The 18,159-nt window shown below is 69.7% G+C and carries 13 protein-coding genes; 9 read left to right on the forward strand and 4 right to left on the reverse strand.

Annotated elements, in window-relative coordinates; all coding sequences use genetic code 11:
* The coding region (locus AC1D2K_RS11575; RefSeq protein WP_478088987.1) for a LysR family transcriptional regulator at positions 1-244 on the reverse strand (244 nt) is incomplete at its 3' end.
* A gap of 213 nt (positions 245-457) precedes the next feature.
* On the opposite strand from AC1D2K_RS11575, the gene AC1D2K_RS11580 reads away from it, so the two are divergent.
* The 9 genes from AC1D2K_RS11580 to AC1D2K_RS11620 all read left to right on the forward strand — a co-directional run bounded on the left by AC1D2K_RS11580 (position 458) and on the right by AC1D2K_RS11620 (position 15,842).
* On the forward strand, positions 458-2,611 hold the full coding sequence (locus AC1D2K_RS11580) for a thiamine pyrophosphate-dependent enzyme (protein ID WP_478088975.1): 2,154 nt from the start codon (positions 458-460) through the stop codon (positions 2,609-2,611).
* Positions 2,612-2,616: 5 nt separating this feature from the next.
* Positions 2,617-4,236, forward strand: coding sequence for an indolepyruvate oxidoreductase subunit beta family protein (locus AC1D2K_RS11585; RefSeq protein WP_478088976.1), 1,620 nt, complete (start codon positions 2,617-2,619; stop codon positions 4,234-4,236).
* A gap of 61 nt (positions 4,237-4,297) precedes the next feature.
* Positions 4,298-5,221, forward strand: coding sequence for a tripartite tricarboxylate transporter substrate binding protein (locus AC1D2K_RS11590; protein ID WP_478088977.1), 924 nt, complete (start codon positions 4,298-4,300; stop codon positions 5,219-5,221).
* A gap of 174 nt (positions 5,222-5,395) precedes the next feature.
* Positions 5,396-6,424 (forward strand): TRAP transporter substrate-binding protein, encoded by a 1,029-nt coding sequence (locus tag AC1D2K_RS11595; protein ID WP_478088978.1) that lies wholly within the window; start codon positions 5,396-5,398, stop codon positions 6,422-6,424.
* A gap of 160 nt (positions 6,425-6,584) precedes the next feature.
* A complete protein-coding gene (locus AC1D2K_RS11600) occupies positions 6,585-7,076 on the forward strand; it encodes a TRAP transporter small permease (RefSeq protein WP_478088979.1) in 492 nt (163 codons plus the stop codon).
* Entirely contained in the window at positions 7,073-8,374 is a 1,302-nt protein-coding gene (locus AC1D2K_RS11605; RefSeq protein ID WP_478088980.1) for a TRAP transporter large permease, read from the forward strand. The genes AC1D2K_RS11600 and AC1D2K_RS11605 overlap by 4 nt, the downstream gene beginning before the upstream one ends.
* 144 nt (positions 8,375-8,518) lie before the next feature.
* Positions 8,519-8,932, forward strand: coding sequence for an acyl-CoA thioesterase (locus tag AC1D2K_RS11610; RefSeq protein WP_478088981.1), 414 nt, complete (start codon positions 8,519-8,521; stop codon positions 8,930-8,932).
* A 94-nt stretch (positions 8,933-9,026) separates the two neighbouring features.
* Positions 9,027-9,869 (forward strand): caspase family protein, encoded by an 843-nt coding sequence (locus AC1D2K_RS11615; protein WP_478088982.1) that lies wholly within the window; start codon positions 9,027-9,029, stop codon positions 9,867-9,869.
* 9 nt (positions 9,870-9,878) lie between these two features.
* Complete coding sequence (locus AC1D2K_RS11620; RefSeq protein ID WP_478088983.1) at positions 9,879-15,842, forward strand: CHAT domain-containing protein; 5,964 nt, start codon at positions 9,879-9,881, stop codon at positions 15,840-15,842.
* Positions 15,843-15,895: 53 nt separating this feature from the next.
* On the opposite strand, the gene AC1D2K_RS11625 is transcribed toward AC1D2K_RS11620, so the two are convergent.
* The 3 genes from AC1D2K_RS11625 to AC1D2K_RS11635 all read right to left on the reverse strand — a co-directional run.
* Positions 15,896-16,258, reverse strand: a complete 363-nt coding sequence (locus tag AC1D2K_RS11625) for an SPW repeat protein (protein WP_478088984.1) — start codon at positions 16,256-16,258, stop codon at positions 15,896-15,898.
* A 113-nt stretch (positions 16,259-16,371) separates the two neighbouring features.
* Positions 16,372-17,274: an alpha/beta fold hydrolase gene (locus AC1D2K_RS11630; RefSeq protein ID WP_478088985.1), complete on the reverse strand. Its 903-nt coding sequence runs from the start codon at positions 17,272-17,274 to the stop codon at positions 16,372-16,374.
* Positions 17,275-17,455: 181 nt separating this feature from the next.
* Positions 17,456-18,159: carbohydrate ABC transporter permease (locus tag AC1D2K_RS11635; protein WP_478088986.1), on the reverse strand; the 704-nt coding region annotated here is incomplete at its 5' end.

Consider the following 18,159-nt stretch of genomic DNA (forward strand, 5'->3'; position numbering starts at 1 on the left):
CCTCCAGCGTGCCGAGTGCCGACTGCACCGCGGCCGCCAGCCGGTCGGCGCGCGGCGTCGGCGCAACGCCCCCCGGCGCCCGCGTGAACAGCGCGTCTTTCAGCAGCAGGCGCAGCCGGCCCAGGCCGTGGCTGGCGGCAGGCTGCGTGAGGCCCAGCGACTCGGCCGCCCGGCTCACGCTGCGCGCCCGGTAGACCGCGTCGAACAGCCGCAGCAGGTTCAGGTCGATGGCATCGATATGCATGGCATTCATGTTACTTAGTTCGATTATTTTATTGAAGCCGGAGCTACGCGCCCGCACACTTCGGGCGGCCCCGGGCCACCCCACAAGAAGGACGCAAGCCATGGGCGCCGCGCTGAGCGGCATTCCCGTCGCCGACCTCGACACCCTCGCCTACTACATCGCGCGCTTTCCCGGCGCCATCACCCCGCCCCCCGGCAAATAGGAACCCGTCTCTTGGAAGTCTCATTCAGCAAGGAAATCGAGGCGCTGCGCCTCGGCGCCGGCGACACCTTTCACGGCGAGGGCATCCTCGCGATCACCAAGGGGCTGCTGCAGTCCGGCGTGGCCTACGTCGGCGGCTACCAGGGCGCGCCGGTCTCGCACCTGCTCGACGTCATGGTGCAGGCCAAGCCCTACATGGACGAGCTCGGCGTGCACGTCGAGGCCTGCTCCAACGAGGCATCGGCGGCGGCGATGCTCGGCGCCTCGATCCACTATCCGCTGCGCGGCGCCGTGACCTGGAAGTCGATCGTCGGCACCAACGTGGCGGCCGACGCGCTGTCCAACCTGTCGTCGCCGGGCGTCAAGGGCGGCGTGCTGATCGTGGTCGGCGAGGACTACGGCGAAGGCGCCTCGGTGATCCAGGAGCGCACGCACGCCTACGCGCTCAAGTCCAGCATGTGCCTGCTCGACCCGCGGCCCGACCTCGGGGTGATGGTGAACATGGTCGAGCACGGCTTCCGGCTCTCGGAGACCTCCAACATGCCCTGCATGATGGAGCTGCGCATCCGCACCTGCCACGTGCGCGGCAGCTTCGAATGCAAGGACAACCTGCCGCCGCCGGTCTCGACCCGGGCGCTGATCGAGGAGCCGGCCGGCTTCGACTACATGCGGCTCGCGCACCCGCCGGTCACCTTCCGGCACGAGAAGCTCAAGGGCGAGGAGCGGCTACCGGCCGCCCGCCGCTACATCGCGGAACACAAGCTCAACGAGCTGATCCCTGGCACCCACGCCGACCTCGGCATCGTGGTGCAGGGCGGCCTCTACAACGCCCTCGTGCGCAGCCTGCAGCAGCTCGGCCTGGCCGACGCCTTCGGTGCCACCGACATCCCGCTGCTGGTGCTCAACGTCGCCTATCCGCTGGTGCCCGACGAGGTCGCGGATTTCTGCATCGGCAAACGCGCGGTGCTGGTGGTGGAAGAAGGGCAACCCGAGTACATCGAACAGGAGATCGCGACCCTGCTGCGCCGGCGCGACATCCAGACGCCGCTGCACGGCTGCGACATGCTGCCGGCCGCGGGCGAATACGGCGTCGAGGTGCTGGCCAGCGGCCTCGCCCAGTTCGCGCAGCGCTACCTGCCCGACCATGCGCACGACTCGGCCAGGTCATGGCTGGCCGGCAACAACGACCGCCGCGCCGCCGTGGCGACGAAGCTCGACGCCCCGCTGCCCAGCCGCCCGCCGAGCTTCTGCATCGGCTGCCCCGAGCGGCCGGTGTTCGCGGCGCTCAAGCTGGCGCAGCAGGACAGCGGCCCGGTGCACATCGCGGCCGACATCGGCTGCCATGCCTTCGGCACCTTCGAGCCCTTCTCGATGGGGCACTCGATCCTCGGCTACGGCATGAGCCTGGCCAGCCGCGCCGGCGTGTCGCCGATGATGCAGCGGCGCGCGTTGTCGATCATGGGCGACGGCGGCTTCTGGCACAACGGCTTGCTCACCGGTGTGCAGAGCGCGCTCTTCAACGGCGACGACGCGGTGCTGCTGATCTTCAAGAACGGCTACACCTCGGCCACCGGCACGCAGGACATCATCTCGACGCCCGACGAGGACATGAAGGAGCGTGCGGTCGACAAGCAGCAGAGCCTGGTCGACAAGAACCAGACCATCGAAGCCACGCTGAAGGGCCTGGGCGTGCAATGGCTGCGCACGGTCCACACCTACGACGTCGACAAGATGCGCAAGACGCTCAACGACGCCTTCACGAGCGACTTCAACGGACTCAAGGTGATCATCGCCGAGGGCGAATGCCAGCTCGAGCGGCAACGCCGCATCAAGCCCTGGATCGCCGGCCTGCTGAAGCGGGGCGAGCGCGTGGTGCGCGTGAAGTACGGCGTCGACGAGGATGTCTGCAACGGCGACCATGCCTGCATCCGGCTGTCGGGCTGCCCGACGCTGACGATCAAGGACAACCCCGATCCGCTCAAGGTCGACCCGGTGGCGGTCGTGATCGACGGCTGCGTCGGCTGCGGCCTGTGCGGCGCCAACGCGCATGCCGCCACGCTGTGCCCGAGCTTCTACCGCGCCGAGGTGGTGCAGAACCCGAAGCGGCACGAACGCCTGCTGCATGGCCTGCGCGGGGCCATCGTGCGCGCATTGCAACCGGCATGACGACGATGAACACGAACCAACAACGCCCCATCACCCTGCTGATCTGCGCGCTCGGCGGCGAAGGCGGCGGCGTGCTGACCGAATGGCTGGTCGACACCGCCCGCAACGCCGGCTATGCGGCGCAGAGCACCTCGATCCCCGGGGTCGCGCAGCGCACCGGCGCCACCACCTACTACGTCGAGGTCTTCCCGGTGCCGCTGGCCGAACTCGGCGGCCGCCAACCCGTGTTCAGCCTGAGCCCGGTGCCGGGCGCGCTGGACGCCCTCGTGTCCTCCGAGCTGCTCGAGACCACGCGCCAGATCGGCAACGGCATGAGCACGCCCGAGCGCACCGTCGTCATCACCTCCTCCGCCCGCACCCTGACCACCGCCGAGCGCATGCAGCCCGGCGACGGCCGCGCGGACGCCGCTCGCCTGCTCGATGTGGTGAAGGCGTTCAGCCGCGAGCACCACGTGTTCGACATGGGCGCGACGGCGCGCGAGGCCGGCACGGTGGTCAGCGCCGTGATGCTCGGCGCGATCGCGAGCAGCGCACTGTTCCCCTTTCCGCGCACGGCCTACGAGCGCGCGGTGCGCGGCGGCGACGCGGCGCAGGAGCCGAGCCGGATGGCCGCCGCCAGCCTGCGTGGCTTCGCGAAGGCCTTCGACACCGTGAACACGCCGCGCGAACAGGCCGCCCTGGTCTCGCGCCTGTTGGCCACGACGGCCAACGACGACGCGCGGCCACAGCCGCTGCCGCCGGCCGTGGCGGCGCAGTTTCCCGCGCCGGTGCACGACCTGCTCGCGCTCGGCCATGCGCGCGTGCTCGACTACCAGGACGCCGGCTACGCCGCGCTCTACGTGCAGCGCCTGGCCCAGGTGCTGGCCGCCGAGCGCGCGGCCGACCCGGCGGGCGCCCACGGCTTCGCGGTCACGCGCGAGATGGCACGCTGGCTCGCGCTGTGGATGGCCTTCGACGACATCGTGCGCGTGGCCGAGCTCAAGAGCCGCGCCAGCCGGGCGCAGCGCGTGCGCGGCGAGGTCAAGGCCACGGAAGGCGACATCGTCAAGGTCTACGACCACTTCAAGCCCGGTGCGCCCGAGTTCGCGGCACTGCTGCCGGCCTCGCTGGCCCATCGCGTGACCGCCTGGGACCGGCGCCGCAAGACGCCCTGGGCGATGCCGCTCAAGGTCGGCAGCCATTCGGTGTTCGGCATGGCCGCGCTGCGCCTGCTGGCCTCGCTGCGCTGGCTGCGCAAGCGCGGCAACCGCTTCGCCGAGGAGCAGGCGCTGATCGGCCGCTGGCTCGATGCCGTGGTCGCCGGCACCCGCACCGACTGGCGCCTGGGCCACGAGATCGCGCTCTGCGGCCGCCTCATCAAGGGTTACGGCAGCACCAACGAGCGCGGCAAGAACAACCTGCTGCACGTGATCGACCACCTGGCGACGGCACCGCTGCCCGATGGCTCGCCCTCAGCGCGCGCCACGGCGATCGCCGCGGCGCGCGAGGCCGCGCTGGCCGACGAGGGAGGCCATGCGCTCGATGCCGCGCTGGTGCGCCACGGTGCGCCGCCGCGCCCCGTCAAGGCACAGCCGATCCGCTGGATGAAGCGGCCGCCGCCATCCACCGCCAGCCCTCGCACCTGAACTCGCGCGGACGCCGCATGAAGCGGCGTCCTTCCAGGAATCAAGAAAGAAGAGACTTCCCATGCACGACCACACACCCCGCTTCCGACGACGCCTGCTGCCTGCCTGCGCCCTCCTTGCCCTCGCGCTCGCCGCCCCTGCGGCCGCGCTCGCGCAGGCCTGGCCGACCCGGCCCGTCAAGATCCTGGTCGGCTTTCCGCCTGGCGGCGTGGCCGACATCATGGCGCGGTCGGTGGCACCGCTGATGTCCGAAACGCTCGGCCAGCCGGTCGTCGTCGAGAGCCGCGCGGGCGCCAACGGCAACGTGGCGGCCGATGCGGTCGCCAAGTCGCCCGCCGACGGCTATACGCTGGCCCTGACGAGCACCGGCATCGAGTCGGTGAATCCGTTCCTGTTCCGCAAGATGCCCTTCGATCCCGTGAAGGACCTCGCGCCGGTCGCCGCCACCGGCCGCATCCAACTGTTCCTCACGACCCGTCCGGGACTGCCGGTCAGCGATGTGGATTCGTTCGTGCGTTATGCCAAGGCCAACCCCGGCAAGCTGTCCTTCGGCTCCGCCGGCTCGGGCAGCACGCCGCACCTGGTGGGCGAGCTGTTCAAGCAGAGCGCCGGCCTCTACGCGGTACACGTTCCCTATCGCGGCGCCGCGCCGGCGCTGCAGGACCTGCTGGCGAGCCAGATCGACTTCTTCTTCGATCCGGGCATCTCGTTCGCCAACGTGCGTGCCGGCAAGCTCAAGATGCTGGCGGTCGCCAGCGGCCAGCGTTCACCGCTTTTCCCCGAGGTGCCCACGCTGGCCGAGCGCGGCTACAAGAACATGGACTACGACACCTGGTTCGGCCTGTTCGCACCCGCCGCCACGCCGCCGGAGGTGCGCCAGCGGCTCAACGAGGCCGTCAACAAGGCACTCGCCAACGAAGGCCTGCGCAATCGATTCCGAGAAGTGGGCGGCGAGGCGACGCCGATGACGGCCGAGGCCTTCTAGGCCGTCGCGCGCAAGGAGACCGTCGTCTTCGGCCAGCTCATCAAGGACCGCGATATCCAGGCGGACTGACGCATCCGCCCCAAGGTAAACGCGGATAGCCGCACCCCCACTGTTCTTATAAAACATAACCGGTTGCCTTCGCGCCACGCCCACCGATCAAGCCAGGAGACCTTCATGAAGAACTCGCGCATCCAGCCCCTCGCCGTGCTCGCCGCCGTGCTGGCACTTTCGTCCCTGCCGGCGCTGGCGCAGGACAAGCCGGTCAATCTCAAGATGTCGAGCTGGGTGCCGGCGCAGCATCCGCTGAACCCTTCGCTGCAGGCCTGGGCGGACGACATCAAGAAGGCGTCCAACGGCACCATCACGGCGACGCTGTTCCCCTCCGAGCAGCTCGGCAAGGCCTTCGACCACTACGACATGGCGCGCGACGGCATCGCCGACTTCGCCTACGTCAATCCGGGCTACCAGCCGGGCCGCTTCCCGATCATGGCGGGCGCCTCGCTGCCCTTCCTGTTCGCCGACGGCAAGGGCGGCTCGGCCGCGATCGACGGCTGGTACCGCCCCTACGCGGCCAGGGAAATGAAGGACGTGAAGTTCTGCTTTGCCTTCGTGCACGACCCGGGCACCTTCCATGCGCGCAAGAAGATCCTGCTGCCCACCGACATCAAGGGCATGAAGATCCGTCCCGCGACCAGCACCATCGGCCAGATGGTGACTTCGCTGGGCGGCACCAACGTGCAGGCCTCGGCCCCCGAATCGCGCGACATGCTGGAGCGCGGCGTGGCCGACGCGATCACTTTCCCGTGGGGCTCGATCGGCCTGTTCGGCATCGACAAGGTGGTGAGCTACCACATGGACGTGCCGCTCTACGTCACGCCCTTCGTCTGGGCCATGAACCAGGGCAAGTACGACAGCATGTCGGCGGCGCAGAAGAAGGTGATCGACGACCACTGCACCAGCGAATGGGCCGAGAAGGTCGCCGCGCCGTGGGCCGACTTCGAGTTCGCAGGCCGCGCCAAGATCGCCGGCCAGTCCGGCCACGAGATCTACAAGCTCACGCCCGAGCAGCTGGACGCCTGGCGCAAGGCCACGGCGCCCGGCGAGGCGCAGTGGGCCGAGGGCGTGAAGAAGGTGGGGCAGGACCCGAAGGCGGTAATGGATTCGCTGAAGGCCAGCCTGACGAAGAACAAGTCGGCGCTCTGATGCCTCAGCGTCTGGCAACCGTTGCCCCATGGCCGGCGAAGCCCGGCATGTCGGTGGAACACCGCGGAACCGGCTTCGCCGGGCCGCTGGTGTTGCCCCCGGCAGGGGGTGGGCGGCTACACGAAGTGAGCCAACCTGGGGGGGAGCAATGAGCAACAAGATGATCAACTCCATCGAATGGCTGGCCGCCATGTTCGTGGGGATCGTCGCGCTCAACATCTTCCTCGCGGTGGTGCTGCGCAAGTTCTTCAACACCTCCATTCCTGATTCCTACGACTTCGGCCGGATGCTGCTGGGCATCCTGATCTTCTGGGGCATTGCCGCCACCAGCTACCGCGGCGGCCACATCACGGTCGACTTGGTGTGGACCGCCGCCGGCCCGCGCATGAAGCGCTGGATCGACGTCTTCGCCACGCTGGTGCTGCTGTTCGTGGTCGCTGTACAGACCGCCACGCTGTTCGACAAGGTGCGCGCGACCTACGTCGACAACGTGCTGACCTACGACATGAACATCCCGACCTGGCCCTTCTACGCGGTGGCCTGGATGGGCGATGTGTCGGCGGTGTTGCTGATCGCGATCCGCACCTACCGGCTGATCTTCCATCCCGAACTGCTCGAAGAGACGAAGCCTGAAATGAAAGCCGACGAATGAGCACGGATGCGATCGCGGTTCTTGGCTTTGTTGTTCTTTTCGCATTGATGCTCCTGCGCGTGCCGGTCGGCATGGCGATGGGCCTGGTCGGCGTCACCGGCTACGCCTGGATCGTCGGCCCCGGCCCGGCGCTCAAGCTGGTCGGCCAGACCTCGATGCGCACCGTCACCGACTACACCTTCGGCGTGATCCCGATGTTCATGCTGATGGGCGCACTGGTCTCGGTGTCGGGCGTCAGCCGCGAACTGTTCAAGGCCGCCAACTCGATGATCGGCCACCTGCGGGGCGGCCTGGGCGTGGCCACCGTGCTGGCCTGCGGCGGCTTCGCGGCCATCTGCGGCTCTTCGGTCGCCACCGCCGCGACCTTCTCGGCCGTGGCCTATCCGGAGATGCGGCGCTTCAACTACCCGCAGTCGTTCTCGACCGGCGTGATCGCGGCCGGCGGCACGCTGGGAGCGATCCTGCCGCCGTCGACCGTGCTCGCGGTCTACGCCATCCTGACGCAGCAGGACATCGGCAAGCTCTTCATGGCCGGCATCATCCCCGGCATCCTCGCGATGGTGATGTACGTGCTGACGATCGCGATCATCGTGCGCGTGCGCCCCGACTGGCTGCCCGGCGGCGAACTCAAGCCCTGGAACGAGCGCCTGGCCGATCTCAAGAACGTCTGGGCGCCGCTGGTGCTGTTCGTCTTCGTCATCGGCGGCCTCTACGGCGGCTTCTTCACCCCCACCGAGGCCGGCGGCGTGGGCGCCAGCGGCGCCTTCATCCTCGGCCTGCTGCGGCGCAAGCTCGACGGCCCGAAGATCCGCGAGGCGCTGCTGTCGGCCACGCGCACCGCCGCGGCGGTCTTCACCGTGCTGATCGGCGCGCTGCTGTTCGGCTATTTCCTGACCATCACGCAGAGCCCGCAGAAGCTCACCGAGTTCCTCACCAGCCTGGGCATCGGCCGCTACGGCGTGCTGGCGCTGATCATGCTGATGTACCTGGTGCTCGGCTGCCTGATGGACGCCATGGCGATGATCATCCTCACGGTGCCGATCATCTTTCCGGTGATCGTGCACCTGGGCTTCGACCCGATCTGGTTCGGGGTCATCATCGTGATGACGGTCGAGCTCGGGCTGATCCATCCGCCGGTGGGCATGAACGTCTTCGTCATCAAGAGCGTGGTGAAGGACGTGAGCTTCACGACCATCTTCAAGGGCGTGCTGCCTTTCATCCTGACCGACATCCTGCGCCTGGTGATCCTGATCGCGTTCCCGATCATCGCCCTGTGGCTCCCAACGAAAATGGGGTGAGATGAGCTCGCCCCCAGGTTGGCTCACTTCGTGTAGCCGCCCACCCCCTGCCGGGGGCAACACCAGCGGCCCGGCACAGCCGGTTCCGCGGTGTTTCACCAACGGGCCCGGCTGCGCCGGCCGCAGACATGCACAGTCATTGATATGAACATTGAAGTCAACTATTCCGTCCGCGTCGAATTCGGCGACTGCGACCCCGCCGGCATCGTCTGGTTTCCGAATTTCTTCCGCTGGATCGACGCCGCCTCGCGCCACTTCTTCGCCGAGCGCGGCGTGCCGCGCTGGGAAGAGACCACCAAGACCCTCGGTGTCATCGGCACGCCCCTGGTCGACACGCACACGCGCTTCGTCAAGAGCGCGAGCTACGGCGACACCTTGCAGATCGCGGTCTCGATTCCCGAGTGGCGCGACAAGAGCTTCGTGCAGGCCTACCGGGTGACACGTGGCGAGGACCTGATCCTCGAATGCGAGGAGGTGCGCATCTTCGCGGCGAAGCGCGAGGGCGGAGGCATCCGTGCGGTGCCGATCCCGCCCGAGATCCGGCGGCTCTGCGAGTAGACAAGCCAGGGGCTAACGTGCGCCATACCTCGTTTGGCGGACGATTTGCGCCGCCGCGGCGTGTCCAATGCCTGGAGACGACCGGAGATTGCGCATGACCAAGCTCGCCCTGTGCATCGGCATCAACAACTATCCCGGCACCGACATGGAACTGGCGGGCTGCGTCAACGATGCCAACGACTGGGCCGCCGAACTGTCGGCACGCGGCTTCAGCGTCAGCAAGCTGCTCGACGAGCAGGCCACCAAGGCCGGCATGATCGCGGGATTCCGGCGCGTGATCGGACAGGCCGCCGGCGACGACGTCGTGGTCATCACCTATTCGGGCCACGGCACCTACCAGTACGACACCGACGGCGAAGAGGCCGACGGCCTCGATGAGGCCCTGTGTCCGCACGACATCCGGGCTATCGGCGCCGCGCTGACCGACGACGAGATCCATGCCATCTTCAAGAGCCGCCAAGACGGCGTTCGCCTGGTGCTGATCTCCGACAGCTGCCACTCGGGCACCGTGAACCGGGCGCCGCCGGACAGCAGCGACCAGGAGGCCGGCCGGATGCCGCGCTTCATGCCGATGCGCGCCTGGATGCCCGAGGCGCGCCTGGCCACCGCGGGGCCGCAGGGCGCGGCGGTGCCGAAGAAGGGCAGGCACGGCGCCTCCTCGGCCTTCGCGACGGAACCGGAAGACGACGTCGGCGACGTGCTGCTGGCCGGCTGCGAGGAAGGCGAAGGCCACTTCAGCTACGACGCCAGCTTCCAGAATCGCCCGAACGGCGCCTTCACCTTCTACGCATTGAAGGCGCTGCACACGCTGCCCGCGGGCGCCAGCTATGCCCAGTGGCACAAGGCGCTGGCGGACGACCTCCCCTCCACGCGCTATCCGCAGAAGCCGCAGATCCAGGGCAGCAGCGAATCCACGGGACGCGCGATCTTCAGCTGAGGCAACGCCATGGCCGAAGCGATCGTGCTGCAGATCACCGGACGCAGGAGCGACAAGCCCGAAGTCCCCTCCCTGCTGCGATCGACCACCGCGATTCGCACCGTCGGCGCCGACCGCACACCCGATCCCTTCCTGCCGCCGGGCCTGCTCGAAGCCAAGGCCGGCATCGACCTCGCCGGCGGGGTGCGCGGCCTGCCCGAAGGCGCCAGCGCCGAGTTCGAAGCCGATGCCGGCCAGGTGCTGGTGATCGAGCTGGCCGACGGCGGCACGCTCATCACCAGCCCCGCGGGCCTGAAGGCGGCACTGCTGCGCAACCGGCCGGACCTGGTCGATGCCGCAGGCCGCATCCTCTTCGACCGCCTGAACGCCGAGGGCGCGATGCTGGAGCGCGGCGTGTACACCGGCATCGCCGGCAGCCTGGTCAGCCAGGTGATCGCGCTGGCCGTGGGCCGGGACCCGTTGATCGACGCGGCGCAGGCCCGGCTGGCCGATCTCATGCCCGCCAAAGGCAAGGACAAGCTCGCGGGCCTCGACGGCCTCGGCGTCAGCTGGCTGGGCACCAAGGCCCTGATGTGGGCGATCGAGGAGCGGCTCGCGCGCCCGGCCGGGCATCTCTACCGCTGGGAGGACGGCGGCGGCACGCTCGAAGGCGGTGTCGCGGACGACACCGCGCGGATGGTCGATGCCGACGGCACACCCCGACCGGCGCTGGTCTTCATCCACGGCACCGGGTCCARCACGCTGGGCAGCTTCGGCGACCTGCAGCGCAGCGATCGCGGGCTCTGGGCCCGGCTCGAGAGCCGATTCCCCGGCGGCATCTACGGCTTCGAGCACCGCACGCTGTCGGAGAGCCCGATCGAGAACGCGCTGCAACTCGCCGCCGCCCTGCCGCGCGGCGCCCGCGTCAGCCTGGTGACCCATTCGCGCGGCGGCCTGGTCGGCGACCTGCTGTGCCTGCAAGACATCGACCGGCACATCGACAGCTACAGCTTCGCCTTCCCGGGCGTCGGCGACGCCCAGGGCCGCGAGACCGCGGTGCGCAAGGAGCTGGACCGCGCGCATGCCGAGCATCGCGACCAGTTGCGCGCGCTGTTCGCCCTGCTGCGCGACAAGTCGCTGGTGGTCGAGCGCTATGTGCGCGTTGCCAGCCCGGCGCAGGGCACCCGGCTCGCGAGCGGCAACTTCGACGTCTTCCTGTCGGGCCTGCTGACGCTGATCGGCCGCGTGCCCTGCTTCTTCGGCAACCCGCTGTACTCCGCATTCAAGCGGGTGGTGATCGAGATCGCGAAGAACCGCACCAACCCGCACCTGGTGCCGGGCCTCGAGGCGATGCTGCCCGACTCGCCGATGGCCGCGCTGCTGCGCGACGCCGCGGTGCAGCCGGGCATCCGCATGGCGCTGGTCGCCGGCGACATCCAGGGCGGCAACCTGCTGATGCGCATGGGCGTGCTGCTGACCGACTTCCTGCTGTTCGAGAACACCGACAACGATCTGGTGGTCGACACCGCCGCCATGCTGGCCGGCGTGGCCGCGAAAACCCGGGCCCGGGTGCTGTTCGACCGCGCCGCCGACGTCTCGCACTTCAACTACTTCAGCAACCTCGAGACCCGCAGCGCGCTGCGCGACTGGCTGGTGGAAGACCAGCCCGAAACGCTCGACGCCTTCCGGGCGATCCCGGCCGGCTTCAGCAGCCTCGATGCGGCAGGCATCGGCAAGTCGCGCGGCATCGCCGTCGCGGACCGACCGGTGGTGGTGATGCTGCCGGGCATCATGGGCACCTGCCTCGATGCCGACGGCAAGCGGGTCTGGCTCGATCCGCTCTCGCTGGCCGCCGGCGCGCTGCGGAGCATCGCCTTCGGCGCCGAGCGGGTCACGGCCGGCGAGCTATTCGGCAGGACCTATGGCGACATCTGCGAGCACCTGGCGGACAGCCATCGGGTGCTGCCCTTTCCCTACGACTGGCGCCAGCCCCTCGATGTGCTGGGCGAACGGCTCGGCGCCTTCCTCGAGCTGCTGCTGAAGCAGACCGCGCAGCCGGTGCGCCTGCTCGCGCACAGCATGGGCGGGCTGGTGGTACGGGCCTGCATCTATCGCCGCCGCGACGTCATGGACGCCCTGATGCGGCGCGACGGCGCGCGCCTGGTGATGGCCGGCACGCCGCACCAGGGATCGCATTCGATGGTCGAGAACCTGCTGGGCAAAGGCAATGCGCTGCGCGCGCTGGCGCGGCTCGACTTCCGCCACGACATGCAGGACGTGCTGGACATCGTGGCCGGCTTCCGCGGCGCGCTGCAGCTGCTGCCGAGCCCAGGCTTCGTCGACACCTTCCAGGGCCAGCCAGAGGGCGGCGAGGCGCAGCAGTACTGGGACGCCGAGGCCTGGAAGAAGCTCAAGGCCCTCAACACCGATCTCTGGTTCGGCGACCGGCGCTGCGGCCAGCCCGATGCCGACACGCTGGCCTCGGCCGGCTGGCTGTGGACCGAAGACGCCAAGGCCGGCGCCGGCGCCGTGCCGAGCCTGCCCGCCGACTACCAGGCCAAGGCCATCTACGTCTTCGGCATCGCGCCCGACACGCCCTGCGGCCTGCGGCTCGAGGACCGCGGCGGCAGCCAGCGCCTGCGCATGGTGTCGACCGCGCGCGGCGACGGCACCGTGACCTGGGATTCGGGACGCATCGGCAACATCGGCAGCTTCTACTACCTGCCCGCGGTGCATGGCGACCTGCTGTCGACCGCCGACACCTTCGCGGCCCTCGGAGAGCTGCTGGTCGGCGGCGCCACGGCCCGGCTCGATCGCCATCCGCCGGCCACGCGCGCAGCCGGCCCCGAACGCCCTCGCAGCTACGACCCGGGGCCTCCGAACGCGATCGACGACATCCACTTGGCGGCGGCGGTGGTCGGCGGCACGCCCGGCAGCGACATGACGCCGCGCGCCAGGCTGCGGCTCGAGGTTCGCCTGAAGGCCATGGACCTGCGCTTCCTGGCCTGCCCGATCCTGGTCGGCCACTACGAGAACGACTCGATGGCCGGCACCGAGGCCCTGATCGACACCGAGCTGATGGACGGCCAGCTGGCCCAGCGCAAGGCACTCGACCTCTACGCCGGGCCGCTGGGCACCGCCGCCGTGGTGCTGCGCGCGCCGAGCGCGCTGGACCGCCGGCGCGGCGTGCTCACCGGCGCGGTGGTCACCGGCCTCGGCCGCTACGAGGGCAGCCTGAGCCAGGACTCGCTGATGCTCGCGGTGCGCGCGGGCGTGCTGCGCTATCTGCTGCAGGTGGTCGACGTGATGGGCCGCGAGGACCGCGAGGTCCCGCTGGCGACGCTGCTGCTGGGCTACAACTCCTCGGCCAACCTGACGATCGCGGCCTCGGTCGAGGCGCTGGTGCGCGGCGTCATCGATGCCAACGAGAAGTTCAAGCGGACCACCGGGCTGTCGGTGCGCGTGGCGCGGCTCGACATCGTCGAGCTCTACCTGGACACCGCGATCACCGCGGTCTACGAACTGCGGCAGCTGGCGCCGCGGCTCGCGGCCACGGCCGCCGCCAAGGACACGCTGCTCGCCTGCAGCGCCGAGCTGGTGCAGGGCATCGGACTGCGCCAGCGCCTGTTCGACATCCGCGGCGCCAGCTACTGGCCGCGGCTGATCGTGACCGACGCCGACGACCCGCCCGGCGGCGCGCGGCCCGAGGGCGCGACCCGGCTCGCCAACCGGCTGCGCTTTCTCTACGTCGGCCAGCGGGCGCGGGCCGAGACCGTGGTGCAGCAGCGCCAGCCGAACCTGGTCGAGACCCTGGTGCGCCAGCAGATCAGCCAGACCCGCTGGAACTCCGACTTCGGCCGCATGCTGTTCCAGCTGATCGTGCCGCCGGCGTTCAAGGACGCCGCGCGCCAGTTGCAGCGCATCGTGCTGGTGGTCGACGGCGCCACCGCGAACCTGCCGTGGGAGCTGATGCTGACCGACCCGCTGTTCACGCCCGAGGCGCAGGGCGACGGCCCGCTGCTGCCGCTGGCGCTGTGCACGCCGGTGGTGCGGCAACTCTCCTCGACCGCCTTCCGGCGCGACGTGCGCCAGAGCCTGGCGCACAACGCCTATGTGATCGGCAACCCCTCGGTGCAGGGCTTCGGCGCCGCCTTTCCCGACCCGGCCAATCCCGAGCACAGGGACCCGGACGCGCTCGCCGGTGCCGAAGTCGAGGCGGGCGCGATCGCCGCCCTGTTCGCCACCATGGGCTACGACGTCAGCCGCGCGATCGGCGACTACAACCTGGCCGCCGACGTGCTGGCCAAGCTCTACCGCAAGCCCTACCGGATCCTGCACGTGTCGGCGCACGGCGTCTTCGACCAGCTGCACGCCGACGGCCTGCGCCGCAGCGGCGTGGTGCTTTCGGGCGGCCTGCTGATCACCGCGGCCGAGATCGCGGCGATGGAATTGGTGCCGGAGCTGGTGTTCCTCAACTGCTGCCACCTCGGGCAGATCGACGCCGGCGCTCCGGCCGGACCCACGGTGCGCGACGGCAACAAGCTGGCCGCCAGCGTGGCGCGCGAGCTGATGGACATCGGCGTGCGCTGCGTCGTGGTGGCCGGCTGGGCAGTCGACGACCAGCTGGCGCAGCAGTTCGGCGAGGTCTTCTACCAGGCCCTGCTGCAGGACCGGCGGCCCTTCGGCGATGCCGTCTTCGAGGCACGGCAGGCGCTCTGGGCCGCCCGGCCCGACAACGTGACCTGGGGTGCCTTCCAGGCCTACGGCGACCCGCTCTGGCGGGCCGAGACCGACGCCGACGGCGCCGCCGGCGCGTCGAAGGACGGCAGCGCCTTCGTCTCGCTCGACGAGATGCTCGACGAGCTGGCCCGCGCGCGGGTGGAGGCCTCGCGCCGGCCCGACCACGCGCTCGAGAGCGACCGGCAGGCACGCATCAGGGCCATCGAGGAGGCGCGCGACAAGCGCTGCCCGCCGGCCTGGCTGCGGCTGCCGGCGCTGCAGTCCGCGCTCGGCGCCACCTGGCGCGACCTCGGCTGCCTCGAGCAGGCGCAGCAGGCGCTGCTGGCCGCGATCCAGTCGGTCGACTCGCAGGGCCGGGTGCCGATCCGCGACATCGAGCAGCTGGCCGCGGTCGAGATCGAGCTCGGTGCGGCGCGCGCCGAGCAGGACATCCACCGGATCCGCGCCGATCGGCAAGGCGGCAAGGCGCGCAGCCCGCGGTCCGGCCCCGAGGGCCTGTCGCTGATCGAACACGGCATCGAACGGCTGCTGTCGCTGGACAAGCTGGTGTCGAACGCGGGCCTCTTGCACTCCGGCCCGGCGGCGACCCTCAACGCCGACCGCTGCGCCCTGCTGGCCGGCGCCCACCAGCGCCGGGCCGTGGTGTTCGCGCAGCGGCTGCTGCGCCTCGACGCCAGCACGGCCCAGCGAGCCCAGTGGCGGGATGCCATGGCCGAGGCGGCCGGCGCCGGCCTGCAGGCCTACGCGCGGGCCCAGGGGGTGGCGGGCGACGACGGCTTCAGGCCCTGCGACGCCCTGGACGGCCTGGCGCTGCGAGTGGCGCTCGACGGCTGGGACGAGGCCGATGAGATGTCGGCCGGCGTGGCCCTGGCCCGGCAATGCGGCCAGGCCGTGTCGCGTCTCTGTGCCGCGAGCGGCGATCCCTGGGACGTGGTCATGAGCCCGGAGGCGGTGCTGGTCGAACGGCTGCGCGACGGCAGCTTCGCGGCGCCGGACACCGCCGGCGAGGCGGCGCTGAACGACGTGCGCCAGGCCTACCGGGCGGCGCTGGAGAACCTGGGCCCGAAGGTCCGCCATCTCGACCGGACGGTCGACCACCTGGAGATGCTGTCGACGCTCTTCGACGCCCGCTTCCTGATGGGCGCGGGCGAAGGCTACCGGCGCATGGCCKATGGCCTGGTGKCGCTCGTCAGCCAGCTGCGGCCGGGCCGCGACGCGCGCCGCGACCGGCCGAAGGCGGCGTTGCCGGACTGAGAGAGCCCCGATGCTCCCTCAGTTCATGGGGCCGCTGCCCCCGAGGGGGCAGCTCAATGCGCCGCGCCGTGCCACCCGGCGCTGTAGTCCTTGTCGGTCCACAGCGTCCAGAGTGCCAGCACCACGATCACCAGGCCGCTGAACACCGCGGCGAGCATCGGATTGCGCAACGCATCGAAGCTCAGCACCCAGGGCGAGATCACCAGCCAGGCACCCAGCGCGCACTCGGTCCACTCTTCCCATGCGCGCGGCACCAGCATCGCGCCGAGGGCGGCCGCCACCAGCGCCACGCCGACGACGCAGGCGTTGACCATGGCTGTCCTCGTGTCCTGGAAGCCCAAAGCCCATGGCGAAAGAACGACCCAGACGCCCAGCAGGGCATTGACCACATCCTGCCAATGTTTCAGTTGCTTCATGACACACCTCCTGCCGCGGGAAAACGCGCACCAGCGCGCCAGGCGGCATGTTGTTGGATCACGTAACAAGCGTCATGTTCCGCGCCGGTGAATCCCGCGCGCCACTTCGTCCGTCAGGCAAGGAATTCGAGCAGCGCCGGAATCACCTGGTCCGGCGCCTCTTCCATGAGCCAGTGGCCCGCGCCCTTCACCACCACGCCCTGGACGTTGCCGGCGACCAGCCGGCCCTGCTCGATCAGGAAGCTGCCGCCGGCCTTCTCGCCCGACAGCACCAGCATCGGCATGGGCAGCGGCGTCGCCGCCAGCCGAGCGAAGTCGTCGGCGTCGCGCTCGAAGTTCTTGAAGTACTCGAAGCCCGCGCGCATGCCGCCCGGCTGCGCATAGGCCGCGGCGTAGAACTGCCGGTCGGCCTCGGACAGGGAGCGCGCGCGATCGGCCGCGAAGTCGTTCCAGAAATGCTCGAAGTAGATGCGCTCGCGGCCCTTGACCAGCGCCAGCGGCGTTTCGCCGTGGAAATGGAAGTGCCACAGGTCGCGCAGCAGCCAGACGTCTTTCCAGCTCCCGATGCCAGGCAGGAAGGCATCCATCAGCACCACCCGCTCGGTCTGGTCGGGGAACTGCGCCGCGTAGGCGTAGGCCACCATCAGGCCGATGTCGTGGCCCACGACGCTCGCTCGCTCGATGCCCAGCGACTTCACGACTTCGTGGATGTCCACCGCCATGTTCTTCTTGTCGTAGCCGCCCTCGGGCTTCGACGACCGGCCCGCGCCGCGCAGGTCCGCCACGATCACGGTGTGGTCGCGGACGAGCAGCGGCATCAGCGGATTCCACATGTGGCTGGTCTCGGCATAGCCATGCAGCAGCACGACGGCCGGTCCCTTGCCGCCGATGCGGTAATGAATGCGCGTGCCGTTGACCTCGGCATCACGGGCCTCGAAGCCCGGGATGGCCACCTCGGGCACGGCGGCCGGTGGTCCTGGATCGGAGGACGGGTCGCGGAGACTGTCTGCGGTCATGGCGTGCATTCGAAGTCGGCGGATCGCGAGTATCGTTCGCCGCCGCGTCGATGACCAGCGCCCCTATGCCTTTCGTACGGCCGCGCCCGCGGCGACCCGGCCGCCGCTCCGCCGTTTGGTGGAAGGCATCGCCCCCGCATGCGGGTAGAACCGACGCCAGCCGCGGCGCGGCCGGCCGGCCTCACTCCTTGACCGACCCGGTCAGCCCCGAGACGTAGTACTCGACGAAGAACGAGTAGATGAAGGCCACCGGCAGCGACCCCAGCAGCGCGCCGGCCATCAGCGGCCCCCACTGGTAGACGTCCCCCTGCACCAGCTCGGTCACGACGCCGACCGGCAGCGTCTTGATCTCCGACGAGGAGACGAAGGTCAGCGCGTAGATGAACTCGTTCCACGACAGCGTGAAGGCGAAGATGCCGGCAGAGATCAGGCCCGGCACCGCCAGCGGCAGCACGATCTTGACCAGGATCTGCCAGCGGCTGGCGCCGTCGATCAGCGCGCACTCCTCGAGCTCGGCCGGGATCGAGCGGAAGTAGCCCATCAAGAGCCAGGTGCAGAACGGGATCAGGAAGGTCGGGTAGGTCAGCACCAGGGCCCAGCGGGTGTCGAAGAGCCCGAGATTGAAGACCACGTTGGCCAGCGGAATGAAGAGGATCGACGGCGGCACCAGGTAGGCCAGGAAGATCGCCAGTCCGGTCTGGCGCGAGCCCTTGAAGCGCAGCCGCTCGATCGCATAGGCGGCCAGCACCGACACCACCAGCGAACCGAAGGTGGACACCACCGACACCAGCACCGTGTTCCACAGCCACTGCGGATAGGCGGTCTCGAACAGCAGCTTGTGGAAGTGTCCGAGCGTCGGCGCGATGACCCAGAACGGATTGCCCT

Source organism: Variovorax sp. P1_H12_2, assembly GCF_056405335.1.

Excerpts from the sequence above, each read along its gene's own strand:
- AC1D2K_RS11600 (WP_478088979.1), top strand. The coding sequence starts at position 6,585 with ATGATCAACTCCATCGAATGGCTGGCCGCCATGTTCGTGGGGATCGTC.
- AC1D2K_RS11615 (WP_478088982.1), top strand. The coding sequence starts at position 9,027 with ATGACCAAGCTCGCCCTGTGCATCGGCATCAACAACTATCCCGGCACC.
- AC1D2K_RS11590 (WP_478088977.1), top strand. The coding sequence starts at position 4,298 with ATGCACGACCACACACCCCGCTTCCGACGACGCCTGCTGCCTGCCTGC.
- AC1D2K_RS11595 (WP_478088978.1), top strand. The coding sequence starts at position 5,396 with ATGAAGAACTCGCGCATCCAGCCCCTCGCCGTGCTCGCCGCCGTGCTG.
- AC1D2K_RS11625 (WP_478088984.1), bottom strand. The coding sequence starts at position 16,258 with ATGAAGCAACTGAAACATTGGCAGGATGTGGTCAATGCCCTGCTGGGC.
- AC1D2K_RS11630 (WP_478088985.1), bottom strand. The coding sequence starts at position 17,274 with ATGACCGCAGACAGTCTCCGCGACCCGTCCTCCGATCCAGGACCACCG.
- AC1D2K_RS11605 (WP_478088980.1), top strand. The coding sequence starts at position 7,073 with ATGAGCACGGATGCGATCGCGGTTCTTGGCTTTGTTGTTCTTTTCGCA.
- AC1D2K_RS11610 (WP_478088981.1), top strand. The coding sequence starts at position 8,519 with ATGAACATTGAAGTCAACTATTCCGTCCGCGTCGAATTCGGCGACTGC.
- AC1D2K_RS11585 (WP_478088976.1), top strand. The coding sequence starts at position 2,617 with ATGAACACGAACCAACAACGCCCCATCACCCTGCTGATCTGCGCGCTC.